This window comes from Actinosynnema sp. NPDC059797, from assembly GCF_042732085.1.
In the GTDB taxonomy this organism is placed as follows: Bacteria; Actinomycetota; Actinomycetes; order Mycobacteriales; family Pseudonocardiaceae; genus Actinosynnema.
The window spans coordinates 1-26,171 of record NZ_JBHWIE010000047.1 but is presented as its reverse complement, the minus strand read 5'-3'; the positions used below and the strand labels follow the sequence as shown (position 1 = coordinate 26,171).

The following is a 26,171-nucleotide window of genomic DNA, read 5'->3' as shown; positions in this document are numbered from 1 at the left end:
ACTTCCCTGTTTACACGAGTGCAACATGTCCAACCACGCGGAAGAGAGGCGGGGATCACAGTGCGGATCAGGAACTGGCTCGCGGTCGTCGGCGCCCTGGCGGTCGTCGTCCTCGTGCCGCCGTTGCTGACCTCCGGCGCGGAGAGCGGCACGGCGTCGCTGCGCGGCATGAGGGTGCTGGTGCCGAACGCGCCGGGCGGCGGCTACGACGTGACCGCGCGCACCGCGGCCAAGGCGCTGGAGGACACCGACCTGATCCGCAACGCCGAGGTGTTCAACCTGCCGGGCGCGGGCGGCACGGTCGGCCTGGGCCGCACGGTCAGCGAGCGCGGCAACGGCAAGCTGGTCATGTCGATGGGCCTGGGCGTGGTGGGCAGCGTCTACACGAACAAGTCGCCGTCGTCGCTGCTGGACACCACGCCGATCGCGAAGCTCATCGAGGAGCCGGACATCGTGGTGGTCGGCGCGGACTCGCCGTACCGGACGCTGGCCGAGCTGGTCGCGGCGTGGAAGGCGGACCCCGGCGCGGTGACGGTGGGCGGCGGCTCGTCGCCGGGCGGGCCGGACCACCTGGCGCCGATGCTGGTGGCGAAGGCCGTCGGCCTGGACCCGCGGACGGTCAACTACGTGTCGTTCGACGGCGGCGGCGAGCTGCTGGCGTCCGTGCTGGGCGGCAAGGTCGCGTTCGGCGTGTCGGGCATCGGCGAGTACCGCGACCAGATCGAGGCCGGTCAGCTCCGGGTGCTGGCGGTGACCAGCGGCGACCGGCTGCCCGGCGTGGACGCGCCGACGCTGCGGGAGTCCGGTGTGGACGTCGAGTTCACCAACTGGCGCGGCATCGTCGCGCCGCCGGGCATCTCCGACACCGACCGGGCCCGGCTGGTGGACCTGTTCACCGACCTGCACGGCACGGCGCAGTGGCGCGACGCGGTCGCCCGCAACGGCTGGACCGACGCGTTCGCGCCCGGCGAGGAGTTCGGCGCGTTCCTGCGCGCGGAGAACGAGCGGGTGGCGAGCGTGCTGAAGGAGCTGGGGCTCGCATGACTCGCATGAAGGAGGTCGAGGTGAGCAAGGCTTGGTTCCGGGAGCGCTCGGAACTGGGGGTGTCCGCGGTCCTGGTGGGCCTGGGCGCGCTGGTCCTGGTCGACGCGGTCCGGATCCACACCGATTTCACCCAGCGCGGCCCGGTCGGGCCGAAGGCCGTGCCGATCGCCGTGGGCGTCGGGCTGCTGGTGGTGGCCGTGCTGCTGGCGCGCGACGTGCTGCGCGGCGGTCGCGGCGAGGCCGAGGGCGGCGAGGACGTCGACCTGGCCGCGCCCGCCGACTGGCGGACCGTGCTGATGCTGTGCGGCGCGTTCCTGGCCAACGCCGCCCTGATCGGCGTGGTGGGCTTCCCGATCTCCGGCGCGATCATGTTCTGGGGCGCCGCCTACGCGCTCGGCAGCCGCCACTTCACCCGTGACCCGCTGATCGCCGCCGGGCTGTCGGTCGGCACGTACCTGGTGTTCAACAACCTGCTCGGCGTTCCCCTGCCCGGCGGGCCGCTGGTGGGGGTGCTGTAGCCGTGGACTCGTTGACCGACCTCCTCGGCGGGTTCGCCACCGCGCTCACGCCGACGCACCTGCTGCTCGCGGCGCTGGGCGTGCTGCTGGGCACCGCGATCGGCGTGCTGCCGGGCATCGGACCGGCCATGGCGGTGGCGCTGCTGCTGCCGGTGACCTACGGCCTGGAGCCGACCGGCGCGTTCATCATGTTCGCGGGCATCTACTACGGCGGCATGTTCGGCGGCTCGACCACGTCGATCCTGCTCAACACGCCGGGGGAGAGCGCGGCGGTGGTCGCGGCGATCGACGGCAACCCGATGGCCCGCGCGGGCCGCGGCTCGCAGGCGCTGGCGACGGCCGCGATCGGCCACTTCGTCGGCGGCATCATCGGCACGGTGCTGCTGGTGCTGCTCGCGCCGACCGTGGCGGCGCTGGCCGTGGACATCGGCGCGCCGGACTTCTTCGCGATCATGGTGCTGGCGTTCATCGCGGTCACGTCGGTGCTCGGCGCGTCCCGCGTGCGCGGGTTCGCGTCGCTGCTCATCGGCCTGGCCATCGGCCTGGTCGGGCTGGACGAGATGACCGGCCAGCAGCGGCTCACGTTCGGCTCGCTGCACCTGGCCGACGGCGTGGACGTGGTCGTCGTCGCGGTCGCCCTGTTCGCGGTCGGCGAGTCCCTGTGGGTGGCGGCGCACCTGCGCCGCAAGCCGCACGAGCCGATCCCGGTCGGCCGCGCGTTCCTGGGCCGCGAGGACTTCCGGCGCTCGTGGAAGCCGTGGCTGCGCGGCCCGCTGATCGGGTTCCCGTTCGGCGCGGTGCCCGCGGGCGGCGCGGAGATCCCCACGTTCCTGTCCTACGTGACGGAGAAGCGGCTGTCGAAGCACCGCGACCAGTTCGGCAAGGGCGCGATCGAGGGCGTGGCCGGCCCGGAGGCGACGGCCAGCGCGTCCGCCGCGGGCACGCTCGTGTCGATGCTGACGCTGGGCCTGCCCACCACTGCGGTGGCCGCGGTGATGCTGGCGGCGTTCCAGCAGTACGGCATCCAGCCCGGTCCGCTGCTGTTCGAGCGGGAGCCCGAGCTGGTGTGGGGCCTGATCGCGTCGCTGTTCGTCGGCCTGTGCCTGCTGCTGGTGCTGAACCTGCCGCTCGCGCCGGTGTGGGCGAAGCTGCTGCGCATCCCGCGGCCCTACCTGTACGCGGGGATCCTGTTCTTCGCCGGCGTCGGCGCTTACGCGGTCAGCGCCGACATCTTCGACCTGCTGGTGATGTTCGTGATCGGCGTGCTCGGCTTCGTGATGCGCCGCTACGGGCTGCCGGTGCTGCCCGCGATCATCGGCGTCATCCTCGGCCCGGCCGCCGAGCAGCAGATGCGGCGGGCGCTCCAGCTGTCGGACGGCTCGCTGACCGGCCTGGTGAACACGCCGTTCTCGATCACCGTCTACGCGGTCGTGGTGCTGCTGCTGGCGTGGCCGCTGGTCCGGCGGCTGACCCGCAGGCCGGCGCCGCCCGCCGAGCCGTCGCCCGAGGTGGAGCGGCCCAAGGTGGACGTCTAGCCGGACGGGGACCCCCTGTCGCGGGGGGGCCCCCCCCCCCCCCCCCCGGGGGGGCCCCCCCCCCCCCCCCCCCCCCCCCCCCCCCCCCCCCCCCCCCCCCGCCGGGGCCCCCCCGCCCCCCGCGCGGGGGGGGCCCACCCCACCCCTCCCGGCGCGGCGACCCGGCACGCCAACCCGCCCCGCGGGGACTTCGCCGCGCACGCCGCCTCGCCGGGCTGCGCCGCGTTCCGCACGACGAGCCTCGCCGACCTAGTTGTCCACCCCCGGCGACGTCGGCCGCCACGCGCGGCAGGCCGGGGCCGACCTCGTGCAGCACCTCGCGCAGGGGCCCGGCGGCCTCCGGGCGCTGCCACAGCATGGTGTGGATCGAGCCGCGCCACTCGGTGGTGAACTCGGCCCGCGCCAGCTCCGGCCGCACCCGCGGCACGGCCACCAGCCGCTGCCGCGCCGCGTCCGTCCGGTCGCCGACCAGCTCGGACAGCTGGGGTGCGAGGACCGCCGCCATCCGCACCCGCAGCGGCGCCCGCAGCTCGGTGTCCGCGGCACCGGCCGGCGCGCCCGCGGCCGCGCCGGCGAGCAGCCGCAGCGGTTCCTCGCGCACCGTCACTACCCCTTCTCCCTCCCGCGGATGACCGGCCCGAAGCTCGACCCGCGCTGGTCGTTGCGCTCGAAGAACTGCATGACCTCGGCGTGCTGGGTGGGCACGTGCGCGTCCCGCCCGGCCTGGACGACCGTCGAGCCGCCGGAGGCCGTGGCGTGCTGGGTCACCGACGAGGGACCCGCGGCGGGATCCGCGGCGGGACCCGGGTCGGGGGAGCCGTCGGCGGGCACGTCGCCCTCGTCGAGGCGCAGGGCGTGCGCGTCGCCACCGGGGATCCACAGCCGACCGCGCCCGGTGAAGGTCTTCACCCGCACCTCGACCTCGCGGAAGTCCTCGGGGCGCAGCGTCGTGAACCCGGCCGCCACCACCGACGTGAAGACCAGTTCGGACAGCACCACGGCCAGGTCGGCGTCGGTCTGCTCCAGGGCGGCGCGGGCCGCCGCGCTGTCCATCAGCCTGCTGACCAGCACCGCGTCCTGCCCGGGGTAGCCGTTGGCGCCCTCGGTGGCGGCGCCGAAGTGGACGGCCATGCGCAGCCGCAGCCGGGCGTGCGGCACCCGGTAGGCGTTGACCGACGCCAGCTCGGCGTCCAGCGCGCGCACGTACCGGTCGACCACCAGGTGGTCCGGGGTGCCCGGGGGCAGCACGGCCCACTCCTCGTCGCCCTTGGGCTGCCGCGCCCACGTCGACCGGTCCAGGCCGGCCGCCTCACCGGCCCGGTCCAGGCTGCGCACCAGCAGCTCCTGCAACTCGCGCTGGAGCCGGTCGTCGGCCGACCCGTAGCTCCTCAGGTCACAACAGACCAGCAGACTGCGCTGGAGGCTCATGGCTCGGCCTTTCGTGCGGTGCGGACGGCGCTGCGGCGCCCGGACGGGCGCGCAGGGTCACTGTGGGGTACGACATCGGCGTCAATACCGCACTTGTGCGGACTGGCGTCAGATACCCGCGAATTTGCGCAACCCCGCCAGGTCCGGCACCAGCACGTCGCGCCTCAGGTGACTGACGACCACCCCCGCTTTTCTCAGGTCGGAGAACGCCTTCTCGGCGGTCCTCGGCTTCATGCCGGCGATCGAGGCCAGTTCGACCTTGGTCAGCGGAATTCCCAGCGTCCAACCGTGCGGCTCTTCGCGGCCGTAGGTCTGCACCAATTCGGCGAGCACCCGCGCCACGCGTTCGGCGGCCGGGTGGGACAGGAAATCGCGCCTGCGCTGGTTCGCCCAGCGCAACCGGTCGTTGATCATCCCTATCAATTCCACGAACACGTCGTTGCGCCGGTGCAGGAAGCTCATCAGCTCGCCGCTCGTGATCAGTTTGGCGACCACGTCGCCACACGTCACGACGGTGGCCGAGCGGGGCTTCTGGTCGAGCGCGGCCATCTCGCCGACGAGGTCGCCCGCGACCCTGATCGCGAGCAGGGCGGTGTCGCCCGTCTCGTCCGTGGTCTGCACCTTCACCACGCCGTCGAGCAGCAAGAGGACATGAGTGTCCTTCGCGTCCTGCTCTATCACCTCGCGGTCGGCCGTGTAGCGCACGACCGTGCCGATGTTGAGCAACTCTTGTCGGGTGTTCTCTCGGAGGCGGCCCAGCAGGCTGTTGCTGGGCCACACTGGATCCTGTGTCATCGTGGTGGTCGGCATGGGCAGCATGTGGATCCTGTTACTGTCGTGACCGGCGGGAACTTCCAATGGGCCGACCTGCGTCGGGCGGCAAGTGATGGTCTCCCCGAACGTGCTGCGGACAGTACACCCGAATGGGCGTAACTGGCCCCCTTCTGTTCGGTGTTTTGCCCGGCCACCTCCCCCTGAAGATCACGTGCGAATGCACGGGCAATACCGAACCGAATGGAATTGCGCAGCTCCCGGGACCTGGGACGCGCACCACACCGGGAACAACGAGTCCGATCCGGGACCTTGGACCTGTTGACGCGCCGAACGGCCCGTCTCCCCACCTGGACCCCGGAACCGCAGGAGAAGCACGTGAGCCAGCTCTTCAGCCCCCTGACCACCCGGTCGGTCACCCTCCCCAACCGGATCGCGGTCAGCCCCATGTGCCAGTACTCGGCACGGGACGGCCACCCGGACGAGTGGCACCTGGTGCACCTCGGCTCGCGCGCCGTCGGTGGGGCCGGGCTGGTGTTCACCGAGGCCACCGCCGTGCAGGCGGTGGGCCGCATCTCGCCCGAGGACACCGGCCTCTGGGACGACGCTCACATCGCCTCATGGCGCCCGATCGCGGAGTTCGTCCGCGCGCACGGCTCGGTGGCGGGCGTGCAGCTCGCCCACGCCGGGCGCAAGGCCTCCACCTACGCGCCGTTCGCCGCCGAACGCGGCGGTGTCGCCGACGCCGACGGCGGCTGGACGCCCGTCGCGCCGAGCGCGGTGGCCTTCCACGACAGCTACCGGACGCCGGTCGAGCTGGACCGGGAGGGCATCGCGCGGGTGGTCGCCGACTTCGCCGCCGCGGCGCGCCGCGCGGTCGAAGCCGGCTTCCAGGTCGTCGAGGTGCACGCCGCGCACGGCTACCTCCTGCACGAGTTCCTCTCGCCGCTCAGCAACCACCGCACCGACGCCTACGGCGGCAGCCTGGAGAACCGCACCAGGCTCACGCGCGAGGTCACCGCCGCGGTCCGGGAGGCGGTGGGCGAGGACGTGCCGGTGTTCGCGCGCATCTCCGCCACCGACTGGGTCGAGGGCGGCTGGAGCGCCGAGGACAGCGTCGTGCTCGCCCGCGACCTCGCGGAGCTGGGCGTCGACCTCGTCGACGTGTCCACCGGCGGCAACGTGCCCGCGGCGGACATCCCGGTGGGTCCCGGCTACCAGGTGCGGTTCGCCGAGGCCGTGCGGCGGAAGGCCGACGTGCCCACCGGGGCCGTCGGCATGATCACCGACGCCCGGCAGGCCGAGCAGGTCCTCGCCGACGGCTCGGCCGACCTGGTGCTGCTGGGGCGCGAGCTGCTGCGCGACCCGTACTGGCCGCTGCACGCGGCACAGCAACTGGGGGCGCAGGTCAACCCGCCGAAGCAGTACGCCAGGGCGTTCTAGTAGGACCCGAGCCCAAAGGTCGGGCTGCCGGCACTAAGGACCGGCAGCCCAACCTTTGAGCAGCGGGTGTGTGGACGTGTCAGCGACGGTAGTCGTCGTATTCGTCGTCCGACGGGTCGTCGAAGCGTTCGTCGGTACGACGAACACCGCCGCCCTCACCGGACAGTTCGCGTTGCAAGGCCTCGAAGTCGGTGTTGTGAGAGCTGTACTTCAGCTCCCTCGCCACCTTCGTCTGCTTGGCCTTCGCTCGGCCGCGCCCCATGGCTCGACCCCCTCGCACAGGGACGGGGGCGGCCGGGGGAACGGCGGCCCCACTCGTCTCGACAACTAGTTCCTGGTAACTACCGTACCGTGCCGAAGGGGTTCCTCGCGACGCGGTAGGCGTGAGACGTGCCGCCGAATCTCAACGTGGGAGGATGCGCGGGTGCCTCGACCGTTCGTCGCCTACCTCAGGGTGTACGAACCGCTGTCGGCTCTTGACGCACCGTTGGCCGACCAGGTGCGGAAAGCCCTGGAGAACGGGGTGTTGAGCCGTGCGGACGTCGGCGCGCGCGAGCGGGAGCTGTGGTTGCGATCACAGTTGGCCCGACCGCGCCGCCTCCTGCCGGGTGAACGCCCGGACGGGCGCGTCGCGCCCGACGCGCCGTTCGACGTGATGACCATCAGCCCCGCCGAGGTCCCCGGCGACGTCGGCCCGGGACCGCTGGTCTGCCCGCTGGACCTGCGCGCCAGGTCGGCCGCCGCGCTGGTCGGCTTCCTCGCCTCCGCCACCGGCCCCCTGAGGGACGAGGCGGTGGCCGTCGAGCCGGAGGCCGTCCGGGCGCGGGCGTCGGCGGTGATGGCGGAGCTGACCGGCGGCGCGGTCCACGTCATCTCCACCACCTGGACGGTGCCGCTGCCGTGGTTCACGCTGGTCGACCCGGACGCGCGGCGCATCGTGCTCGCGCCGAGGGACGACCCGGAGCGGCAGGTGTCGTGGCGGGTGTCGATGGCCGACGCGCGGGCCAGGACCGCGCGGGCGCACCGCGTGGTGTCCCGCTCCCTGGGAGAGGAGGGCCCGGCCAAGGTGCTCGCGGACACCGGGCGCTGGCTGGACCACTTCGCGCCGGGCTCGGCGGTCGAGCTGGACTACGGCGGCCTGGTGCAGCTCGTCGACGACAAGGACCTGCTGGAGGACACCTCGGCCACGGACGTGAACGCCATCGTCGACGCCCTGGAGGAGGGCGACGCCGAGGAGGTCGCGCTCCGCTACGAGCGGCTACGGGAGTTCTGGGGCGAGCTGGCGCGCCGCGAACGGCACGGCTAGCAGCAGCCGCGCGGCCACGGCCGCCACCGCGGCCAGCAGCAGCGCGGCGGGCCACCCGAGGGTCGCGGCCACCCAGCCCGCCAGCGGCGGCGTGACGGTCGCGCTGAGGTAGTTCGCGCTGTTCTGCATCCCCAGCGCCGTGCCCGTGCGGCCGGGCGGCGCCAGCTCGCCCGCGGCGGTGATCGCCAGGCCGTTCCAGCACAGCGCCAGCGCCGCGGTCGGCACGAGCGCGGCGGCCGTCAGCCACACCGGCGCCCGGTCCAGCACCGCGCACAGCGCGAACCCGGCCGCGATCAGCACGCTCAGCACCTTCAGCGGGCGCACCCGGTCGGCCACCCGGTCCGACCAGGCCCCGACCGCCAGCCTGCCGAGCCCGCCCGCGACCTGCGCGACCGCGAACAGCCCGGCGGCGGCGCCCACCGCGACGCCCCGGTGGTCGTGCAGCAGCTCCACCATCAGCGCGGCGGCGGTGAACTGGGGCACGACCAGCAGCCCGCTCGCGGCGCTCAACCGGATCAGCGCGCGGTCGGACAGCACCACCCCGTGACCGCCCCGGGACCGCACCGCCCACGGCGGCTCCCGCACCCACACGGCCACGGCGACCGCGACGAACGCGGTGAACCCGGCCAGCGCGAGGAACGCCCCGGGCACCCCGGCGCGCACCGCCAGCACTGGCAGCACGACCGCGGCCAGCGCCGCGCCCAGCGGCGTCGCGGTCTGCCGGATGCCCATGGCCAGGCCGCGCCGGTCCGGCGGGAACCAGGTGAGCACCGCCCGCCCGCTGGCCGCGTTCACGCTCGCGCCGAACAGGCCCACGCCGACCAGCGCCAACCCGGCCACCACGGCGCCGTCGAACGCCGCCAGCGCCAGGCACAGCGCCGCGCCGAACCCGCCGATCGCCATGACCAGCCGCTCACCCCGCCGGTCGGCGGCGGCGCCCCACGGCACCAGGGTGAGCATCGTGCCCAGGTTCACCGCCCCGAGCAGCAAGCCGACCTGCGGCAACGACAGGTCGAAGTGGTCGCGCAACTGCGGCGTGATCGCGGGCAGCCCGAGGAAGACCGCGGCGTTGGCGCCCTGCGCCACCGCGCCGACGGCCAACACCACCCAGCGATACCGCGCGCCCAGTGCCACAAGCGGCGACGTTAGCCAGAACTCCCAAAAAGTGGGAGTGTGATCCTATTCCTTGGAACGCCCGGGGTTGGTCGGCCAGCCGCGCTCGGCCGCCAGCAGCTCGTCCACCGACGCGCTGCCGCTCTGGTAGCGGCCCGCGATCTCGGCGTTGAGCAGGTCGACCACGGCCTGCACCTCGCGCCGCCGCGCCGACACCGACGCCTCCTCGTTCACGAAGACCCGCAGGGCCAGGTCCAGCTTGTCGTCGGACAACGCGCTCACGTCCGACAGGTCGACGTCCGAGACCAGGGCCTCGACGTGCCGCCGGTGCGCCTCCGCCCGCGACGGCTCCTGCGTCTGGTAGCGGCCCAGCCCGGTGGCCGGCCCGACCGCGTTCGACGACAGGATGGTCGCCAGCTGGTCCACCACCGCCGAACCGCCGGACACCCGCCGCTCCTGCTCGGCCCGCACGATGTCGATCCGCGCGTGCAGCAGCCGCCGCAGGTACGACAGGTCGGTCTCCTCCTGCGCCGCCTCGTCGCGCAGGGCGCGCACGTCGGCGAGCGGGAGCCGCTCGACCCCCTCCGCGTAGTCGGGGGCGAGCACCCGGTCGATACGGCGGCGCCCGCCAGGACGCACCTCGATCACGTACTCATCCTGAGGTAGTTCCTGCCCACCCGCCAACACAAACCTGCTTCCAAAGTTGTCTCAAACCTGTACCGGACCGCGCACGCCGAGAAGCGCACGTGCATCCGCGGGTGACAGCGGCGGCCGCTGGGCGATCCGCGCCAGCCCGGCCGCCCTCGCGACCAGTTGCGCGTTGTCCCGGACCGGCTGCCCCTTCGCGTAGGACAGGGTGTCCTCCATCCCCACCCGCAGGTGCCCGCCGGTCGCCAGCGAGGTCAGCATCACCGGCAACGAGGTCCGCCCGATCCCGGTCGCCGAGAACGACGCGCCCTCCGGCAGCAACCGCAGCGCCGCCGCCACCGTCTCCGCGTCACCCGGCATCCCGCCGGGCACCCCCATCACCAGGTCGACGTGCACCTTCCCACCCGCCGGCAGCCCGTGCCGGTCCAGCAACCGCCGCAACGACGCGAGCTGACCGATGTCGAAGATCTCGTACTCCGGGACGATGCCCCGCTCCTGCATACCCAGGTGCAGCGCGACGACAAACTCCCACCGGTTCATGAACACGCCGTCGCCGAAGTTCACCGTGCCCATCGTGCAGGACGCCGAATCGGGCAACGCGTCCAGCACCCGCAACCGATCGGTCTCGGCATCGGTCACCGCACCCCCGGTGGACAACTGCACGACCAACCCGGTCCGCTCGCGGAGGGCCGCGACGGTCTCCTTGAGCAACCCGAGGTCGAGCGTCGGCCGCGCCTCCGCGTCACGGACGTGGACGTGCACCATGGCCGCCCCGACCTGCTCACAGGCCTCGGCGGTGCTGACCAGCTCCTCCAACGTGACCGGCAACTGCGGGACGTCGGCCTTCGAGTGCTCGGCCCCGGTGGGGGCGACGGTGAGCAGCGTGCCGTGTGATCCGGGTCGGGACATGCCCGTGATCCTGGCACAGAAGCCGCCCGGAACCCCGCCCCGAAGTCAGCGCGGACGGGTAACGAACACCCCCGGGTTTCTCCCACACCCCACCACGACAAGAACCCACACCCGAACGAAATCGCGCACCAGCGCACACCCCGCCCAGCTCGTGGTCTCCCCGTATGGCCTGGGCGCAGCCCAACCGCGCTCGTCAAGGGTTCCGCACGCCCTTCGCGGAGCCCTTGACGAGTGTGGTTGCCTCAGGCAGGCCATACGGGGAGACCACGAGCGGCAAGCAGCTTTTCCTCCCCCCGGAGGCCTGCCCAGCGGCGAGCGCCGCTTTTAATCTTCAAATCCCGCGAACCCCAAATTCAGCGACCCAAATTCCGAGCCGCCTCACGCCCCAACCCGGGCGTGTCCGGCGGCACCGAATCAGGGTCCACCGAAGCCTGAACCCGCCGGTCCTCGGCCCCCACCAGCAATTCGGTCTCCGGTGAAACCGACCGCTTCACCAAAGCCAACACCACCGGCCCCAATTCGTGGTGCAGAGCCACGCTGCCCACCCGGCCGACCACCCGCTCGCCGACGAGCACGGGATCACCGGTCTCCGGCTGCACCTCGCGCGACCCGTCCAGGTGCAGCAGCAGCATCCGCCGGGGCGGCCGGCCCACGTTGTGGACCTTCGACACGGTCTCCTGCCCCCGGTAGCACCCCTTGTCCAGGTGCACGGCCCGCCCGACCCAGTTGGCCTCGTGCGGGATGGTCCTCTCGTCCGTGTCCACGCCCAACCGGGCCTGCAGGGACTCCACGCGCAACGCCTCGAACGCCCAACTGCCCGCCGCCCGCGCGCCCGCGTCGGTCAACCGCCGCCACCACTCCACCAGCGAGGCGCGCGGCACCACCAGGTCCACGGCGTCGTGGCCGGGCCAGGGCATCCTCCGCGCGAAGCCACCGGCCCCACCGCCCCCGCCGGCCTCCAGCGCCACCACCCCGTACGCCCCCTGCGGCAACCCCACGCCCAGCCGCTCGAACAACGCCGGCACCTCGGGCCCCACCACCGACAGCACGGCCAGCTCACCGGAGACGTCCCGGGGCTCCACCTTCGACCAGAACACCATCTTGGTCAGGTAGGAGAGCAGCTCGCCCGCGCGCCCGGCCTCGGTGTCCAGGTACACGACCCCGCCGACGTGGGCCACCACCGCGTGGTGCTCGACCCGCCCCTGCACGTCCAGGATCAACGCCTCGGTGCCGGCCCCCTCGCCGAGCGCGGTGAAGTGCTGGCTGGTCAGCGAGTGCAACCAGGTCAACCGGTCGTCACCGGCCACCGCCACCACGGCCCGGTGCGACCGGTCGAACACGGCCACCGACCGCGCGGCCGACCGCTGCTCGGAGAACGGGTCGCCGAAGTGCCACGGCACCCCTTGGTCGGGGTTGCCGTCGAACGGCGCGACCGCACCGCCCTCTGCCAACAACGGGGAGCGCGGGTTCTCCAGCGGTGCGTTCACTCGGACTCCTCATCGGCGTTCTTGCCCTCGTCTGCGCCCTCGTCTGCGCCCTCGTCTGCGCCCTCGTCTGCGCCCTCGTCCGCGCCCTCGCCCGTGACGAGGCAGGCGCGGCACGTGCCGGACAGCGCGAGGTGGCTGGCGTCCAGTTCGAACCCGTACCGGTCGGCCAGTGTTCCCCCGAGAGGTGAGAGCAGCTCGCACGGCACCTCGTCGACGCGCCCGCAGCGGTGGCACACCAGGTGCACGTGCTCGTGCGGGTCCACCGAGTAGTTCGGCGCGCCGTGCCCGAGGTGGGTGTGCCGGACCATGCCGAGCCGGTCCAGCAGGTCGAGCGTCCGGTACACGGTGGTGATGTTGACCGTCGGCGCGGTGCGCTGGACGTGCTTGCAGATCTGCTCCGGCGTGGCGTGGCCGAGTTCGCGCACCGCGTCCAGCACGAGCTGGCGCTGTGGCGTCATCCGCATACCCCGGTCGTGCAGCGTCTTGCGCAGGGCCTTCGGTCCGGCGACGGTGTCCACCTCATCGATGGTAGACGTGAGTAGTCTCACCGCATGCGCGTGCTCGCACTCCTCGACGGAACCCTGGCCGACCCCGACGCCCCGCTGATCCGGGTCGACGACCTGGGCCTCGTGCGCGGCGACGGCGTCTTCGAGACGATCCTCGTCGTCGACGGCGAACCCCGCGAGCGGGGTCCGCACCTCGACCGGCTGGCCCGGTCGGCGGCGATGCTGGACCTGCCCGAGCCGGACCGCGCGGCGTTCGAGCGCGCCATCGCCCTGGTGCTCGACAACTGGGCGGGCGGCCCGGAGATGGCGCTCAAGCTCGTCTACACGCGCGGGGTGGAGGGCGGCGACGGCACGCCCACCGGGTTCGCGCTCGGCATGGAGATCTCACCGAAGGTGATGGCCCAGCGCGCGGAGGGCATCGCCGCGGTCACCCTCGACCGGGGCGTCGAACCCGGCCTGGTGGACCGCGCGCCGTGGCTGCTGCTCGGGGCCAAGTCGCTGTCCTACGCGGTGAACATGGCCGCGCTGCGCGAGGCCGAGCGCCGGGGCGCCGCCGAGGTGGTGTTCACCACGTCCTCCGGCTCGGTCCTGGAGGGCCCGACGTCCACGCTGATCACGGTGCGGGGGCGTCACCTGACCACGCCGCCCGCGGAGCTGGGCATCCTGCCGGGCACCACGCAGGCCGCGCTGTTCCGGGCCGCCGAGCGCGAGGGCTGGACCACCGAGGTCGCCCCGATCGACGTGGCGGACCTGTACTCGGCGGACGGCGTCCTGCTGGTGTCCAGCGTCCGCAAGGTCACCCGCGTGCACACGCTCGACGGCAAGGCGCTGCCGGACTCGACCGGCCTCCACTCGGAGCTGGCCGGGCTGTACGAATCCGAGTACCAGAAGACGGCGCACTGAAAGGACGGCGGCCCCGAACCCGGGACCGCCGCCCCTCACCTAAATCACCTAAATCACCTCAACCCCGCGTCCACGGCGTTGATCAACGTGCCCCCGGCCGTGTCGCCGGACATCTCCCAGATCATCGCCCCGAGCAGCCCGCGCTGCTTCAGCCACGCGGTCTTCTTCCCGATCGCCCAGGGGTCGTCGAACGTCCACCACTGCCCGCCGTCACCGGTGAAGCACGAGGTGGCCACCGCCGCCTCGTCGTGCTGCACCGCGCACCCCGGCACGCTCGCCAGCAGGTTCGAGTACCCGCGGGTGCCCGCCTCCTCCGCGAACTGACCGGGCGCGGCCCCGGAGGCGGTCTGCCACTCGCCGGCCCGGCCGCCCGCCCGCACGCCCTGCCACCCGCGGCCGTAGAACGCCAGGCCGATGGTGATCTTGCGCGGGTGCACGCCGGCCGACGTGTAGGCGTTCACCGCGTTCTCCACGCTGAAGTGGAACGGGTACGGGTCGTCCGCGTCCGCGTACAGGTTGCCCTGGTGGCCGGTGCGGTTGGGCTCCCACGAGTTGTCGCTGCCCGCGCCGTGGAAGTCGTAGCCCTGGACGTTGAAGATGTCCATCGACTCCGCCACCCGCGCCAGCTCCCAGCCCGCCTCGATCTTCGCCGGGTCGGCCGGGGTGAACGCGGTCAGCTGGTACCGCTTGCCGGTCTCGGCGCCCAGCGCGTCGAGCTGGCGGCGGAACTCCTCGATGAGCAGCGTGTTGTTCCGCTTGTCCTCCGCGCCGACGTGGTTGCCGGGGTGGCCCTCGGCGCCCGGCCACTCCCAGTCGAGGTCGATGCCGTCGAAGATGCCCGCCGCCGTGCCGGGACCGCCCGCCGCGTTGTAGACCGGCAGGTTGCCCCTGATGTAGACGTCCAGGCAGGACTTGACGAACTTCTTGCGCGCCGCGTCCGTGGCCGCGACGTCGGAGAAGTACTTCGAGTAGGTCCACCCGCCCAGCGAGATCAGCACCTTCAGGTGGGGGTGCTTGGCCTTGAGCTTGCGCAGCTGGTTGTAGTTGCCGCGCAGCGGCTCCCAGCCGGTGTCGCCGACGCCGTCGACGGACTGGGCCGCGCTGAACGGCCTGCTGTAGTCGGCTTCCGCGTCACCGGCGCCGTCGCCCTGGTTCGGGTCCTGCGGGTTGGGCGAGGTGCCCTTGGTCACGCCGTGCAGGCACGTCAGGTTGACCGGGTCGATGTTGCCGAACGCGTAGTTCAGGTGGGTCAGCTTGGCCGCCGTGCCGCTGGTGTCGAGGTTCTTCACGAAGTACTGGCGGCCGTAGATGCCCCACTGGACGAAGTAGCCGACCCGCGCGTAGCCGCCGACGATGTCCGCCGTGGTCACGGTGACCGGGGTGCTCTGCGGCGACAGGTTGTCGTAGAGGTCGCGGGCCCGCACGGTGAACGTGTAGGCCGTGGACGGCGACAGCCCGTCGACCTTGGCCGTGGTGCCGGTGACCGTGGCCTTCACGGTGGCGCCGAGCAGCACGTCGTAGTTCGCCACGCCCTGGTTGTCGGTCGAGGCGTCCCAGCTCAGCGTCACGCTGCCCGCGTCCTTGGCGGTGCTCCGGGCGTTGGCCGGCGCGGTCGGCGGCTGGGCGTCGTCGGCCGGGTTGCGCGTGGTCACCTCCAGGGCGTTGGACGCCGCGGACAGCGTCCCCTTCGTGTCCTTGGCCTTCACCGTGAAGCCGTAGGCGGTGTTCGGCGTGAGGTCGGCGACGGTCGCGCTCGTGCCGGTGACCGTGGTGACCAGGGCCGACCCGCGGTACACCTCGTAGCCCGCGATCGGCAGGGAGCCGGGCGTGGAGGCGGTCCAGGCCAGCGAGACCGTCCGGGTGGTCCGGACCGGCGAGTGCAGGCCGGCGGGCGGCGACGGCGGGGTGTCCGGGGTGCCGTCGCAGTTGGCGTTGTTCACCCGGCACGTGACGGGCTCGGCGGCCCGGCTCAGGGTGAACGTCGGGCTGTAGGGCTCGGTGGAGCGCCGTGCGGCCACGCTGCGGTTGTAGTGCACCGGGGTGAGCGTGACCGCGTTGCCGGTCTGGGTGATCGAGCCGTTCTGCGCGTTCGACGCGGTGACGCCGGCGGGCAGGGTGAAGGTGATCGACCAGTCGGCGAGGGCGGTGTCGGTGTTGTTGTTGACCACGAACCGGCCGGTGGTGCCGGTCAGGGTGAAGTCGGCCGTGGTCGGTGCGGGCGGTGGCGCGGGCGGGCCGCTGCCGTCGCAGTTCGCGCCGTTGACCGTGCAGGAGGTCGGGTCGACGGCCTGGCTGAGCGTGAACGTCGGGCTGTACGGGTCCGTGGTGCGGCCCGGCTGCAGGGTGCCGATGTAGAAGGCCGGGGTCAGGGTCACCCGCGTGCCCGCCTGGGTGAGGGTGCTGTGCTGCGGGTTCGACGCGGTGACGCCGGCGGGCAGGTCGAACTTGATCGACCAGCCGGAGACGGCGGCCGAGGTCGGGTTGGTGACCACGAAGGAGCCCGTGGTGCCGGTCCTGGTGAACGCGGCGGTCAGCCCGCCGGCGGCGGTGGCCGGTGAGACCGGCACCACCAGTGCCGGGACGGCCAGGGCCAGGGCGGCCACGAGCGAGGTCGCTAGTCGGCGCATCAGGTGTGCCTCTCGATCGCAGGGAGCTGTCGAGAACCACGGCGGCCTGGTGTTGCGCTTGTCCGGTGTTGCCGAACGTAGGGGTCACGGGCGGTGTTGACAATGGGTCTAGACCAATTGCCTCCATTCGGCCCCGCCCGGCTCGGCCCCGCCCGACCTGACCAGCCCGACCTGACCGGCCCAGCCCAGCCCAGCCCGGCTCAGCCGAGGACCGCGAACCTCAGCGGCGTGCCGGGCGGGACCTGCCCGAGCAACGGCAGGGCGCGTTCGGCGACCACGCCCACCACCGGGTAACCGCCGGTCGTCGGGTGGTCGGCGAGGAACACCACGGGCAGCCCGTCGGGCGGCACCTGCACCGCGCCGGTGACCAGCCCCTCGCTCGGCAGCTCGCGCCCCACCCGCCCCGGCACGCGCTCCAGCGGGGTGCCGGTGAGCCTGATCCCGACCCGGTTGCTGCGGTCGGACACCACCCAGCGCCCCCCGCGCAACTGCCCGCCCGCGTCGGCGAACCAGTCGTCGCGCGGCCCGAGCAGGACCGGGACGACCAGCTCGTCCGGCACCCGCACCGGCGCCAGGACGTCCACCCCGACCGGCACCCCCGTGGGTTCGCCCAGCGGCACCTCGTCGCCCTCCGCGAGCGGTGCCGGCCCGAGCCCGGACAGCACGTCGGAGGCCCGGCTGCCCAGCTCGTCGGGCACCGCGACACCCCCGGACACGGCCACGTACGCGCGCAGCCCGCCGCTGGGCGCGCCGAGCGCCAGGGTGTCGCCCGCGGCCAGGTGGAAGGGCGAGTCGCGCGGTACGCCGTTGACGCGCGCGGGCGTGTGCGGACCGGTCACCGCGACCGTGCACGAGGCGTTGGCGCGCACGACCAAACCGCCGAGCAGGACCTCCAGGCAGGCGGCGCCCTCGGGGTTGCCGACCAGGCGGTTGGCGAGCCTGAGCGACGGCGCGTCGAGGGCGCCGGAGGGCGGGACGCCGAGGTGCGCGTGCCCCGGCCGGCCCAGGTCCTGGACCAGGGTCTGGGGACCGGTGCGCACCACCGTCAGCGAACGTGCGACTCGGGGGTCCCGGACGTACGACTCGCGACCCCCGGGCGTACGACTCGCGATGTCCGAGTGGAGGACACGCGGTTCGGCGGGGGTCACGGGGTGGCCTCGAAGCGGACGCGGTGGCCGGGGGCGAGCAGGGCCGGGGTGGGGCGGCGCGGGTCGAACAGGGGCGCGTCGGTGCGGCCGATCAGGCGCCAGCCGCCCGGCGTGGCCCGCGGGTAGGCGGCGGTGAACTCGCCCGCCACGCCCACCGATCCCGCGGGGACCCTGGTGCGGGGCGAGTCCAGGCGGGGCTGGCGCAGCGGCTCGGGCAGGCCGGTCAGGTAGGCGAAGCCGGGCGCGAAGCCGCAGAACGCGACCTGGTACGCGGCGCCGGTGTGCAGCTCGACCACCTCGGCCGGGGTCAGGCCCGCGGTGTCGGCGACCAGCTCCAGGTCCGGGCCGTCGTAGGTGACCGGGATGACGACCTCCTCGGCGGTGGTCGCGGCCCGGTGGGCGAGGTCGGCGGAGGCGAGCGCCTCGCGCACGGCGGGCAGGCCGCCGGGGCGGGTGGCGATCAGGACCGTGCGCGCGGCGGGCACCAGCTCGACCACGTCCGGGAGCCCGGCCGACGCCACGGCGGCGCGCACCGCCTCCACCTCGTCGAGCGAGTCCACCTCGACGAGCACCGCGTCGGTGCCGCAACGCCGCAACAGCATGGGGACAGTCTACGTCCTTGGGAGGATTGTTGAACAATCCACCGGCGGAGTTCCGCGCACCGGGACGGACCGGGACGGACCGGGACGGGGCGGAACGAGCGGTCGGCCCGGAGCGACCCGGCCGACCGCTCGCGGTCAGCCCACGATGCGCTTGAGGTGCGCCGACGTGTGCGGCTGGAGCGGCTGGCCGACCATGGCCCGCTCCTCCACGTAGGCGAGGTCGCCGTTGTTGACGATGCCGTAGAGGCGCTGCGCGCCGACGACGTCCTTGGCGGTCGCGGTGCGGACCACCGCGTCGGTGCCGAACTCCCACGACGTCTGGTTGCGCGGCTTGCCGTAGTACAGCTCCACGATCCCGGTGTTGTGCGTGAGCAGCACCTCGATCGTGTCGTCGGCCTGCGGGCGCCAGAAGCCGGTCTCGCGGGCCGCCTGCCGCACGACGTTCCCGTCGGCGTCCAGCAGCCAGGACCGGGCCTCGTAGTACAGGAACGGCCGGCCGTCGTGCGCGAAGGTGATCTGCTGCCCGAACCGGTACGGGCCGTCGATCGTCGGGTACACGACCTCGCCCTCGCCGCGCCACACGCCGACCAGCGGCAGCAGCGACAGGCACGCGTCGTGCAGCGAGGGCCCCTCGCGCAGGTTCGCCGTGTCCGCCGGCACGGGGAGGTCGTCGAACTGCGGCAGGTTGCGGGCGCGCGTCACCTCGGCGCGTGCCGCGGCGGCCTGCACGGCGGCGTCACCACTGCCCGGAACGGGCGATTCGGCGCTCACCGCTGGTCGGAGAACAGCCGGTAGACCACGTACCCGGCGAACCACACGACCAGCAGGGACACGAGTACCAGCAGCCCGGTGAAGAAGTGTTCCACCAGCTCAGTTTAGGCCCACGCCCCCGGAAGCCGCCGACCCCGGTGGCGAACGCCACCGGGGTCGGGGGAACGACCGGCCAGGCCCCTGGCTCAGGCCACCGCGACCTCGACCGGGTGAACACCCGGCCCGTCGGCGGTCACCGACGCCTGCCCGTTGCCGGACCTGTGCAGCGCGCGGACCGTCCACTCGCCCGGCGCGGCGTAGAACCGGAAGTCGCCCTCGGGGGAGGACACGACCTCGGCGGTGAACTCGCCGGAGGCGTCCAGCAGCCGCACGAACGCGCCGCCGACCGGCGCGCCCTCCGCCTTCACCTTGCCGGTGAGCACGACCTGGTCGTCACCGACCGCGAGGTCGACGCCCTGCTGGGGTGCGCCGCAACCGTCCAGGCTCATCGTCACGCCCCCTTGCCGTCGCCGAGCTCGACCGGCACGCCGACCAGCGAGCCGTACTCGGTCCAGGAACCGTCGTAGTTCTTCACGTCCTCGTGGCCCAGCAGCTCGTGCAGCGCGAACCACGTGTGCGACGAGCGCTCGCCGATGCGGCAGTAGGCGATCGTCTTGCGCGAGCCGTCGAACCCGGCCTCGCCGTAGATCTCGGCCAGCTCCTCGTTCGACTTGAACGTGCCGTCCTCGTTGGCCGCCTTGCTCCACGGCACGTTGATCGCGCTGGGGATGTGGCCGCCGCGCTGCGCCGCCTCCTGGGGCAGGTGGGCGGGCGCGAGCAGCTTGCCGGAGAACTCGTCGGGCGAGCGCACGTCGACCAGGTTCTTGTTGCCGATGGCGTCCACGACCTCGTCGCGGAACGCGCGGATCGACAGGTCCTGCTCCTGCGCCTTGTACTCGGTGGCCTCGCGGCTGACCTGGTCCTTGTCCAGCGGGCGGCCGTCCAGCTCCCACTTCTTGCGGCCGCCGTCGAGCAGCTTGACCGCCTGGTGGCCGTACAGCTTGAAGTACCAGTACGCGTACGCGGCGAACCAGTTGTTGTTGCCGCCGTAGAGGATGACGGTGTCGTCGTTGGAGATGCCCTTGGCCGACAGCAGCTTCTCGAAGCCCGCCCGGTCGACGAAGTCGCGGCGGACCGGGTCCTGCAGCTCGTTCTTCCAGTCGATCTTCACCGCGCCGGGGATGTGGCCCCCGTCGTAGGCGGTCGTGTCCTCGTCGACCTCCGCGAACACCACACCGGGCGTGTTCAGGTTCTCCTCGGCCCACGCGGCCGAGACCAGGACGTCTTCACGGCTCATCGAGCTGCTCCAATTTCTTCGTTCTTACTGCGACGGTGTCGACTGGGGACGGGCGAGGAACGGTGCGCGGCGGCGCAGGAGCAGGAACACCTCGCAGCCGAGGCACAGGCCGAACGCGGCGTTGAGCAGCGCGGCCGCCAGGGCGGCGGAGGTCGCGACGACTCCCAGCGCGGTCAGGCCGGAGGCGTAGCCGACCGTGCCGACCAGGGCGAAGGCGAAGCCGACGCCCTGCGCGAACCGCAGCGGGGCGGCTTCCTCGCGCTCGGTGACCGGAGCGAGCCTCGGCTGGACGGCGAACCGGTAGACGTGGCCCCACGGGTTGAGCTTGAGCGAGATGAACGCGCACATGGCGAACAGCACGGTCTGCGCCGCGAGCAGCCGCCACGACCCGGTGAGCAGCACGGCCGCGAGGATCGCGGAGGTGATCCAGGCGCTGAACCGCGGTCCTCGCGGGTCAACGGGGGCGTCTTTCGACACGGCGACCTCCTGACGGTGGACAAAGACGGGCAGTCCGTCTTCAGGCGGTGGTAGGGCAGGCGCGCACGCGAGTCAAGGTCGTGGGCGCCGCCGGGAACCGCCCGGTCAGCTCGCCGCGCGACACAGGCTGCTGCGCACGCGGCACAGGTCCACCGCGAGTCGCTTGGTCAGCAGCGTGGTCATGGGTGCGAGGGTAGCCGCTCGTCCCTGCTGTCGGGAGTGCTGCCCAGCAAGTGGGAAATCCCAGGTTCACCCGTTCGGTGGCGGCAGGTGTGGGCGCAGCGCCTCGGCGAGTTCGCCCGGTTCGGGGACGCCGCCGACGCGCAGCAGCTCGGCGCCCGCCCGGTCGAGCGCCAGGGTCGTCGGCGCGCGCAGCACGCCGAGGTCGCGGGCGACCTCGGGCAGGTCGGTGACGTCCAGCTCGACGTGCCGCAGGCCCCTGGTGCGGTCGGCCAGGTCGCCCAGCAGCGCCCGGGTCCGCTTGCAGGTGGTGCAGAACGAGGTGGACAGCTGCACCAGCGTCACCGACGCGCGCGCGTCGAGCAGGTCGCGCACCGGTCCCGGCAGGCGGTCGCCCGGGTCCGCCTGCTCGGCGCCCGCCCCGGTGCCGGTCGCTCCGGTGCCCGCCGACCCGGTGCCGGCAGATCCGGTGCGCGGCGGGGCGTGCCGGATGCGGCCGTCGCGCGCCCGGAGCAGCAGGCCGACCACGACCACCGCGGCGACCGCGGCGAGCAGCCCCCAGACCCCGGTCACCGGCCGGTGCCCTGGTCCAGCGGGATGTTCTTCACCGTGCCCTCCACGATGAACGCGCCGCTCTCCACCTTCACCGCCGTCGGCGTCGCGGTGAACGGCAGCCCGCCCGGGTCGATGACCACGCCCAGCGCCTGGCGGATCGTGCCGAGCACCGCCTCCAGGCCCTCCAGCGAGGTGTCGTCCAGCTCGACGTCGTTGACCGCGATGGCGATCCGGCCGTCGATCAGCGACACCGTGCCGTAGGCGGCGAGCCGGATCTTGCGGCCGGCGACCGTGGTGCTGCCGGACAGCTTCACCGCCGCCACGGTCGGGTCGGGCTTCGGCGCGGCGGCCTGCTCGGGCGCGGGCTCGCCGTCCCGCTTCGCCTCCCGCTCGGCGCGGTTGTCCGGCTCGATGGTCATGTCGTTGAACGGCGTGACCTTGTTGACCAGCAGGTTCAGATCGCTGGACTTGATCTTCACGCTGCCCCGGACCTGGTCGATCCGGGCGTCGGAGGTGTCGCCGGCCAGCAGTTCGGACAGGCCGATGCGCACGTGGCGCAGGTTCGCCCGGATCTCCAGGTTGCGCAGGTCGTCGCCCACCGGCACGCCGGCCGCGCTGATCTCGATGTCCCGGTAGTCGCCCGCCAGCGCCTGCGTGATGAACGGGAAGCCGTTGATGCGGACCGCCGGGTCCTCGCTCAGGCCGAACTTGTCCCGCATCCGCTGGGCGACCTGGTACTCGCCCGCCGCGGCCAGCCCGTAATCGGCGGCGACCAGCACGGCGCCCACCACCAGGGCGGTGATGATCAGCTTGCGCCCGCGGGTGGAACGGCGCTTGGACTCGTTGGCGGTCATCGTCGGTCGGTGCTCCCCAGGGAGTGTCGGTCCAGCCAGGTCGCGATCCGGTCTACCAGAACCGGCGTCATGGCCGATTCGGCGTGCCGGACGCCGGGCTCCAGCCACAGCTCCGCGTCCCCGCCCGCGGCGCGGTGCAGGGCGACGGCGTGGGCCGGGCCGAAGTAGTGGTCCTGCTCACCGTGCACGATCAGCAGCGGTGTGGGCGCGATGCGGTGCGCGACCTCCAGCGGGCTCTCCGGGGTCGAGGTCCACGGCGGGCCCAGGCGCACGCCCAGCGCGCGGGCGGCGAGCCTGCCGTGCGGCTGCTCCAGCAGCCAGTGCACCCGCCGCATGGCGGGCGTGTCGCGCACCCACCAGCGCGAGGGCGCGCTGACCGCCGCCACGGCGTCCGGCCGGTCCTCGTGCAGGGCCGCGTGGCGCAGGGCGATGGAGGCCCCCATGGAGAACCCGACGGTCACCACGCGGCGGTACCCCAGGTCGCGGGCGAGCGAAACGCCCGCCGCCAGGTCGTGCACCTCGTCGCGGCCGACGCTGGAGGAACCGCCCGAGCGGCCGTGGCCCCGGAAGTCCAGCGCGACGACCCCGCCGTGCCTCGCGAACCGGTGCAGCACCCGCGAGACGAAGGGCTTTCGTACGTGGTTGGTGAAGCCGTGACCGACCACGAACGCCAGTTCCGTCACGGATCGTGAAGATCTCACGTGCAGACCGTGAAGGAGGACGGCGTCGTGTGACATGGATGTAACAGGCGTGACGCTTGTGGAAACAACTGTGACTCTGTCCTGCTGACCTGGGCCTTTTGTGGCGTGCACCGGTATCGTCTCCGTCATCCGCAGGCAACGGGGCCCGGTCACCGTACTTCGCTCGCCTGGTCCGGTGACCGCACACCGGCCGAACGAGAGGGCGCCGCGATGAGCATCGACGTGCTGCTGCTGACCACCGACTCCGACCCCGAGGCGGTCCTCCCCGCGCTGTCGCTCCTCCCGCACGAGGTGCGCCCGCTGCGGCCCGAGGTCTCGGCGTTGCTGGAGGCGGGTCCGCACGACATCGTCCTGGTCGACGCCAGGACCGACCTGGTCGCCGCGCGCAGCCTGTGCCGGCTGCTCGACTCCAGCGGCGTCGACGTGCCGGTGGTCGCGGTCGTCACCGAGGGCGGTCTGGTCGCGGTCAACTCCGACTGGAGCGTCGACGAGATCCTGCTGCCCACCTCCGGCCCGGCCGAGGTGGACGCCCGGCTGCGCCTGGTGCGCTCCCGCCGGGGCACCGCGCAGACCGGCGGCGACGGCTCGATCCAGCTCGGCGAGCTGGTCATCGACGAGGCCACCTACACCGCGCGCCTGCGCGGCCGCCCGCTCGACCTCACCTACAAGGAGTTCGAGCTGCTGAAGTACCTGGCGCAGCACGCCGGCCGGGTGTTCACCCGCGCGCAGCTGCTCCAGGAGGTCTGGGGCTACGACTTCTTCGGCGGCACCCGCACCGTGGACGTCCACGTCCGGCGGCTGCGCGCCAAGCTCGGCCCCGAGCACGAGTCCCTGATCGGCACCGTGCGCAACGTGGGCTACAAGTTCGTCCGCCCCCCGCGCCCGGGCAGCGCCCGCCGGGTCGAGCAGGTGGACGTGGCGGAGACGAACCTGGATGACGCCGAGCTGATCTTCAGGGCCTGACCTGGCCAGGTCCAACCCCTCGGCGCCCAGTAGGTTCGGTGGCGTGGAACTGAGCTGGTCCGAAGAGCTTTCCCCCGAGCAGGTCGGTGAGGTCACCGGCCTGCTCGGCGCCGTTCGGGACGTCGACGGCGTGGCACCGGTCGGCGAGGCCGTGACCCTGCGGCTGCGGCCCGGCGCGCGCGGCAGCGCCCACCTGCTGGCCCGCCGCGACGGCGCCCTCGCCGGCTACCTGCACCTGGACGTCCTCGGCGACGCCGAGGGCAACCAGGTCGCCGAGCTGGCCGTCCACCCCGACCACCGCCGCCGGGGCGTCGGCTCGGCGCTGCTCGCGGCCGTCGCCGAGCGGGCCGCGCCGCTGCGCGTCTGGGCGCACGGCGGCCTGCCCGCCCAGGAGGCCCTGGCCGCGAAGCTCGGCGCGCGCAAGGTCCGCGAGCTGCTGCGCATGGGCCGCCGCCTCGACGCCGACCTGCCCGCACCGGTGCTGCCGCCGGGCGTGCGGCTGCGCGCGTTCGAACCCGGCCGCGACGAGGAGGCGGTGGTCCGCGTCAACCACCGGGCCTTCTCCTGGCACCCCGAGCAGGGCGCGATGGGCGTCGAGGACCTCCGGGCCAAGCAGGGCGAGCCGTGGTTCGACCCGGCCGGGTTCCTGCTGGCCGTCGACGCCGACGACCGGCTCCTCGGCTTCCACTGGACCAAGGCGCACTCGGCGGAGCTGGGCGAGGTGTACGTGGTGGGCGTGGACCCGGACGCGCAGGGCGGCGGCCTGGGCAAGGCGCTCACCCTCGCGGGACTGGCGCACCTGCGCGCCGCGGGCCGCGTCGAGGTGATGCTCTACGTCGAGGCCGACAACGCTTCGGCACTGGCCGTGTACAACCGGTTGGGCTTCACCCGATGGGACTCGGACGCCCAATACGCCGGGTAGTGACAAACTCGTCACGTCCTGCAAACGCGCAGGTCACGGTTCACTCAAAAGGCGGTGTGACCCGTGACCTCCCGTGTGGTGTTCACCTTCCGTTCACCTTCTCCTGGGACCGCGTCCACCCTCGCTGCCTACCGTCCGTGTCGAGCGGCGGGACAAGCGCCGCGGAATCCGCCCCCGTAGCTGGAGGACCCTGGTGAAGACCAAGCGACACGGCGCCGTTGTCGGCCTGATCGCGGCCGGTGCGCTTTTGCTCACCGCGTGTGGCAGCGACAACAACGCCGCGGACACCGGCGCGGCGCAGACGACCGGCGAGACGTCGTCCACGCCCGTCGAGTGCGGCGGCAAGTCGAAGCTGAGCGCAGAGGGCTCCTCGGCGCAGAAGAACGCGATCGACACGTTCGTCCAGGCGTACCAGCAGCGGTGCTCCGGCTCCGACCTGGCGTACAACGCCTCCGGCTCCGGCGCCGGCGTCAAGCAGTTCATCGCCGGCCAGGTGGACTTCGGCGGCTCCGACTCGCCGCTGTCGGAGAGCAAGGGCGAGGTGGCCGCCGCCGCCGAGCGCTGCGAGGGCAACCCGGCGTGGAACCTGCCGATGGTCTTCGGGCCGGTCGCGCTGGGCTACAAGCTGGAGGGCGTCGCCGACCTGACGCTGAACGCCGAGGTCGCCGCCAAGATCTTCAACGGCACCGTCAAGAAGTGGAACGACCCGGCCGTCGCCGCGCTGAACTCCGGCGCGTCGCTGCCCGACAAGGACATCACGGTCATCTACCGCTCGGACGAGTCCGGCACCACGGACAACTTCCAGCAGTACCTGGAGGCCGCGTCCAAGGGCGCCTGGACCCAGGGCGCCGGCAAGCAGTTCAAGGGCGGTGTCGGCGAGGGCAAGGAGAAGTCCGCCGGTGTCGCGCAGGCCGCCGGTGCGGTCGACGGCGCCATCACCTACGTCGAGCTGTCGTTCGCGCAGGACAACAAGCTGTCCCTCGCCAAGATCGACAACGGCTCCGGCGCGGTCGAGCTGAACGAGGAGTCGGTCGGCAAGGCCATCGACGGCGCCACCATCAAGGGCTCCGGCAACGACCTGGTCCTGGACCTGAAGTCGATCTACGGCGCCAGCACCGCGGGTGCCTACCCGCTGCTCCTGGCCACCTACGAGATCGTGTGCTCGAAGGGCTACGACGCCGACACCGCGAAGGCCGTCAAGGCGTTCCTCACGGTCGCGGCGACCGACGGCCAGGCGGGTCTGGCGGACGCGGGCTACGCTCCGCTGCCGAAGGCCTTCCAGGAGAAGCTGCTGACCGCCATCGCGGCCATCGCCTGATCAGGCCGGCAGACTCCCCACCAGCGCCATCGCGATGAACGAACGCACAGTGGCCCAGCGCCCCGCGGGCACCGGCACGACCGGTGCCCGCGGGGGCGTTCCGGCC

28 protein-coding genes are annotated in these 26,171 nt (G+C 72.9%); 9 read left to right on the top strand and 19 right to left on the bottom strand.

The features are described 5' to 3' along the window. Positions 1-60: 60 nt before the first annotated feature. Genes ACFV4N_RS15115 through ACFV4N_RS15105 form a run of 3 tightly spaced genes read left to right on the top strand, consistent with a single transcriptional unit; the run spans position 61 to position 3,097 of the window. Positions 61-1,044 (top strand): Bug family tripartite tricarboxylate transporter substrate binding protein, encoded by a 984-nt coding sequence (locus ACFV4N_RS15115; RefSeq protein ID WP_499673107.1) that lies wholly within the window; start codon positions 61-63, stop codon positions 1,042-1,044. Next, positions 1,041-1,562, top strand: coding sequence for a tripartite tricarboxylate transporter TctB family protein (locus ACFV4N_RS15110; protein WP_499673106.1), 522 nt, complete (start codon positions 1,041-1,043; stop codon positions 1,560-1,562). The genes ACFV4N_RS15115 and ACFV4N_RS15110 overlap by 4 nt, the downstream gene beginning before the upstream one ends. Before the next feature lie 2 nt (positions 1,563-1,564). Next, complete coding sequence (locus tag ACFV4N_RS15105) at positions 1,565-3,097, top strand: tripartite tricarboxylate transporter permease (protein WP_499673105.1); 1,533 nt, start codon at positions 1,565-1,567, stop codon at positions 3,095-3,097. Between the two features lie 606 nt (positions 3,098-3,703). Here the strand turns inward: ACFV4N_RS15105 and ACFV4N_RS15100 are convergent. Both ACFV4N_RS15100 and ACFV4N_RS15095 read right to left on the bottom strand, forming a co-directional pair. Beyond that, positions 3,704-4,525, bottom strand: a complete 822-nt coding sequence (locus tag ACFV4N_RS15100; RefSeq protein WP_499673104.1) for a hypothetical protein — start codon at positions 4,523-4,525, stop codon at positions 3,704-3,706. 108 nt (positions 4,526-4,633) lie between these two features. Continuing rightward, the gene (locus tag ACFV4N_RS15095) at positions 4,634-5,344 is read right to left on the bottom strand and encodes a Crp/Fnr family transcriptional regulator (protein ID WP_499673103.1); all 711 of its coding nucleotides are present in this window, start codon (positions 5,342-5,344) and stop codon (positions 4,634-4,636) included. 330 nt (positions 5,345-5,674) lie between these two features. On the opposite strand from ACFV4N_RS15095, the gene ACFV4N_RS15090 reads away from it, so the two are divergent. Next, positions 5,675-6,739, top strand: a complete 1,065-nt coding sequence (locus tag ACFV4N_RS15090; protein WP_499673102.1) for an NADH:flavin oxidoreductase/NADH oxidase — start codon at positions 5,675-5,677, stop codon at positions 6,737-6,739. A gap of 79 nt (positions 6,740-6,818) precedes the next feature. Here the strand turns inward: ACFV4N_RS15090 and ACFV4N_RS15085 are convergent, their stop codons facing one another. Beyond that, a complete protein-coding gene (locus tag ACFV4N_RS15085) occupies positions 6,819-7,001 on the bottom strand; it encodes a DUF3073 domain-containing protein (RefSeq protein ID WP_499673101.1) in 183 nt (60 codons plus the stop codon). A 162-nt stretch (positions 7,002-7,163) separates the two neighbouring features. Between ACFV4N_RS15085 and ACFV4N_RS15080 the strand changes: the two genes are divergently transcribed. Then, entirely contained in the window at positions 7,164-8,045 is an 882-nt protein-coding gene (locus tag ACFV4N_RS15080) for a DUF8083 family protein (RefSeq protein ID WP_499673100.1), read from the top strand. Here the strand turns inward: ACFV4N_RS15080 and ACFV4N_RS15075 are convergent. From ACFV4N_RS15075 to ACFV4N_RS15055, 5 genes are all read right to left on the bottom strand, one after another. Continuing rightward, positions 7,998-9,152: an MFS transporter gene (locus tag ACFV4N_RS15075; RefSeq protein WP_499673099.1), complete on the bottom strand. Its 1,155-nt coding sequence runs from the start codon at positions 9,150-9,152 to the stop codon at positions 7,998-8,000. The genes ACFV4N_RS15080 and ACFV4N_RS15075 overlap by 48 nt on opposite strands. 72 nt (positions 9,153-9,224) lie before the next feature. Then, the gene (locus ACFV4N_RS15070; protein WP_499673098.1) at positions 9,225-9,806 is read right to left on the bottom strand and encodes an RsiG family protein; all 582 of its coding nucleotides are present in this window, start codon (positions 9,804-9,806) and stop codon (positions 9,225-9,227) included. Positions 9,807-9,866: 60 nt separating this feature from the next. After that, positions 9,867-10,715: a beta-keto acid cleavage family enzyme gene (locus tag ACFV4N_RS15065; RefSeq protein ID WP_499673097.1), complete on the bottom strand. Its 849-nt coding sequence runs from the start codon at positions 10,713-10,715 to the stop codon at positions 9,867-9,869. A gap of 353 nt (positions 10,716-11,068) precedes the next feature. After that, positions 11,069-12,202, bottom strand: coding sequence for a CAF17-like 4Fe-4S cluster assembly/insertion protein YgfZ (gene ygfZ / locus ACFV4N_RS15060; RefSeq protein ID WP_499673096.1), 1,134 nt, complete (start codon positions 12,200-12,202; stop codon positions 11,069-11,071). Continuing rightward, complete coding sequence (locus ACFV4N_RS15055; RefSeq protein ID WP_499673120.1) at positions 12,199-12,666, bottom strand: Fur family transcriptional regulator; 468 nt, start codon at positions 12,664-12,666, stop codon at positions 12,199-12,201. Before ACFV4N_RS15055 ends, ygfZ begins: the two co-directional genes overlap by 4 nt. A gap of 87 nt (positions 12,667-12,753) precedes the next feature. Here ACFV4N_RS15055 and ACFV4N_RS15050 point away from each other — a divergent pair, with 87 nt between their 5' ends. After that, positions 12,754-13,611, top strand: coding sequence for an aminodeoxychorismate lyase (locus tag ACFV4N_RS15050; RefSeq protein WP_499673095.1), 858 nt, complete (start codon positions 12,754-12,756; stop codon positions 13,609-13,611). Between the two features lie 53 nt (positions 13,612-13,664). On the opposite strand, the gene ACFV4N_RS15045 is transcribed toward ACFV4N_RS15050, so the two are convergent. The 11 genes from ACFV4N_RS15045 to ACFV4N_RS14995 all read right to left on the bottom strand — a co-directional run bounded on the left by ACFV4N_RS15045 (position 13,665) and on the right by ACFV4N_RS14995 (position 22,844). After that, positions 13,665-16,238, bottom strand: coding sequence for a glycosyl hydrolase family 18 protein (locus ACFV4N_RS15045; RefSeq protein ID WP_499673094.1), 2,574 nt, complete (start codon positions 16,236-16,238; stop codon positions 13,665-13,667). A gap of 200 nt (positions 16,239-16,438) precedes the next feature. After that, a complete protein-coding gene (locus ACFV4N_RS15040) occupies positions 16,439-17,281 on the bottom strand; it encodes a 5-oxoprolinase subunit C family protein (protein ID WP_499673093.1) in 843 nt (280 codons plus the stop codon). A 101-nt stretch (positions 17,282-17,382) separates the two neighbouring features. Next, on the bottom strand, positions 17,383-17,988 hold the full coding sequence (gene pxpB, locus ACFV4N_RS15035; RefSeq protein WP_499673092.1) for a 5-oxoprolinase subunit PxpB: 606 nt from the start codon (positions 17,986-17,988) through the stop codon (positions 17,383-17,385). Between the two features lie 135 nt (positions 17,989-18,123). Further along, a complete protein-coding gene (locus ACFV4N_RS15030) occupies positions 18,124-18,759 on the bottom strand; it encodes a heme-binding beta-barrel domain-containing protein (RefSeq protein ID WP_499673091.1) in 636 nt (211 codons plus the stop codon). A gap of 185 nt (positions 18,760-18,944) precedes the next feature. Next, positions 18,945-19,247, bottom strand: coding sequence for a DUF1416 domain-containing protein (locus ACFV4N_RS15025; protein ID WP_499673090.1), 303 nt, complete (start codon positions 19,245-19,247; stop codon positions 18,945-18,947). Positions 19,248-19,249: 2 nt separating this feature from the next. Beyond that, positions 19,250-20,095: a sulfurtransferase gene (locus tag ACFV4N_RS15020; protein ID WP_499673089.1), complete on the bottom strand. Its 846-nt coding sequence runs from the start codon at positions 20,093-20,095 to the stop codon at positions 19,250-19,252. Positions 20,096-20,119: 24 nt separating this feature from the next. Then, the gene (locus ACFV4N_RS15015) at positions 20,120-20,572 is read right to left on the bottom strand and encodes a DUF4395 domain-containing protein (RefSeq protein WP_499673088.1); all 453 of its coding nucleotides are present in this window, start codon (positions 20,570-20,572) and stop codon (positions 20,120-20,122) included. A gap of 105 nt (positions 20,573-20,677) precedes the next feature. Then, positions 20,678-20,755, bottom strand: a complete 78-nt coding sequence (locus ACFV4N_RS15010) for a putative leader peptide (RefSeq protein ID WP_360103130.1) — start codon at positions 20,753-20,755, stop codon at positions 20,678-20,680. A 66-nt stretch (positions 20,756-20,821) separates the two neighbouring features. Further along, positions 20,822-21,325, bottom strand: coding sequence for a TlpA family protein disulfide reductase (locus ACFV4N_RS15005; protein ID WP_499673087.1), 504 nt, complete (start codon positions 21,323-21,325; stop codon positions 20,822-20,824). Next, the gene (locus ACFV4N_RS15000) at positions 21,322-22,161 is read right to left on the bottom strand and encodes an LmeA family phospholipid-binding protein (protein WP_499673086.1); all 840 of its coding nucleotides are present in this window, start codon (positions 22,159-22,161) and stop codon (positions 21,322-21,324) included. Before ACFV4N_RS15000 ends, ACFV4N_RS15005 begins: the two co-directional genes overlap by 4 nt. Continuing rightward, on the bottom strand, positions 22,158-22,844 hold the full coding sequence (locus ACFV4N_RS14995) for an alpha/beta hydrolase family protein (protein WP_499673085.1): 687 nt from the start codon (positions 22,842-22,844) through the stop codon (positions 22,158-22,160). Before ACFV4N_RS14995 ends, ACFV4N_RS15000 begins: the two co-directional genes overlap by 4 nt. 228 nt (positions 22,845-23,072) lie before the next feature. On the opposite strand from ACFV4N_RS14995, the gene ACFV4N_RS14990 reads away from it, so the two are divergent. From ACFV4N_RS14990 to pstS, 3 genes are all read left to right on the top strand, one after another. Next, positions 23,073-23,825: a winged helix-turn-helix domain-containing protein gene (locus tag ACFV4N_RS14990; RefSeq protein ID WP_499673084.1), complete on the top strand. Its 753-nt coding sequence runs from the start codon at positions 23,073-23,075 to the stop codon at positions 23,823-23,825. Between the two features lie 43 nt (positions 23,826-23,868). Next, positions 23,869-24,747 (top strand): mycothiol synthase, encoded by an 879-nt coding sequence (gene mshD / locus ACFV4N_RS14985; protein WP_499673083.1) that lies wholly within the window; start codon positions 23,869-23,871, stop codon positions 24,745-24,747. A gap of 193 nt (positions 24,748-24,940) precedes the next feature. Then, a complete protein-coding gene (gene pstS, locus ACFV4N_RS14980) occupies positions 24,941-26,065 on the top strand; it encodes a phosphate ABC transporter substrate-binding protein PstS (RefSeq protein WP_499673082.1) in 1,125 nt (374 codons plus the stop codon). Positions 26,066-26,171: the final 106 nt, after the last annotated feature.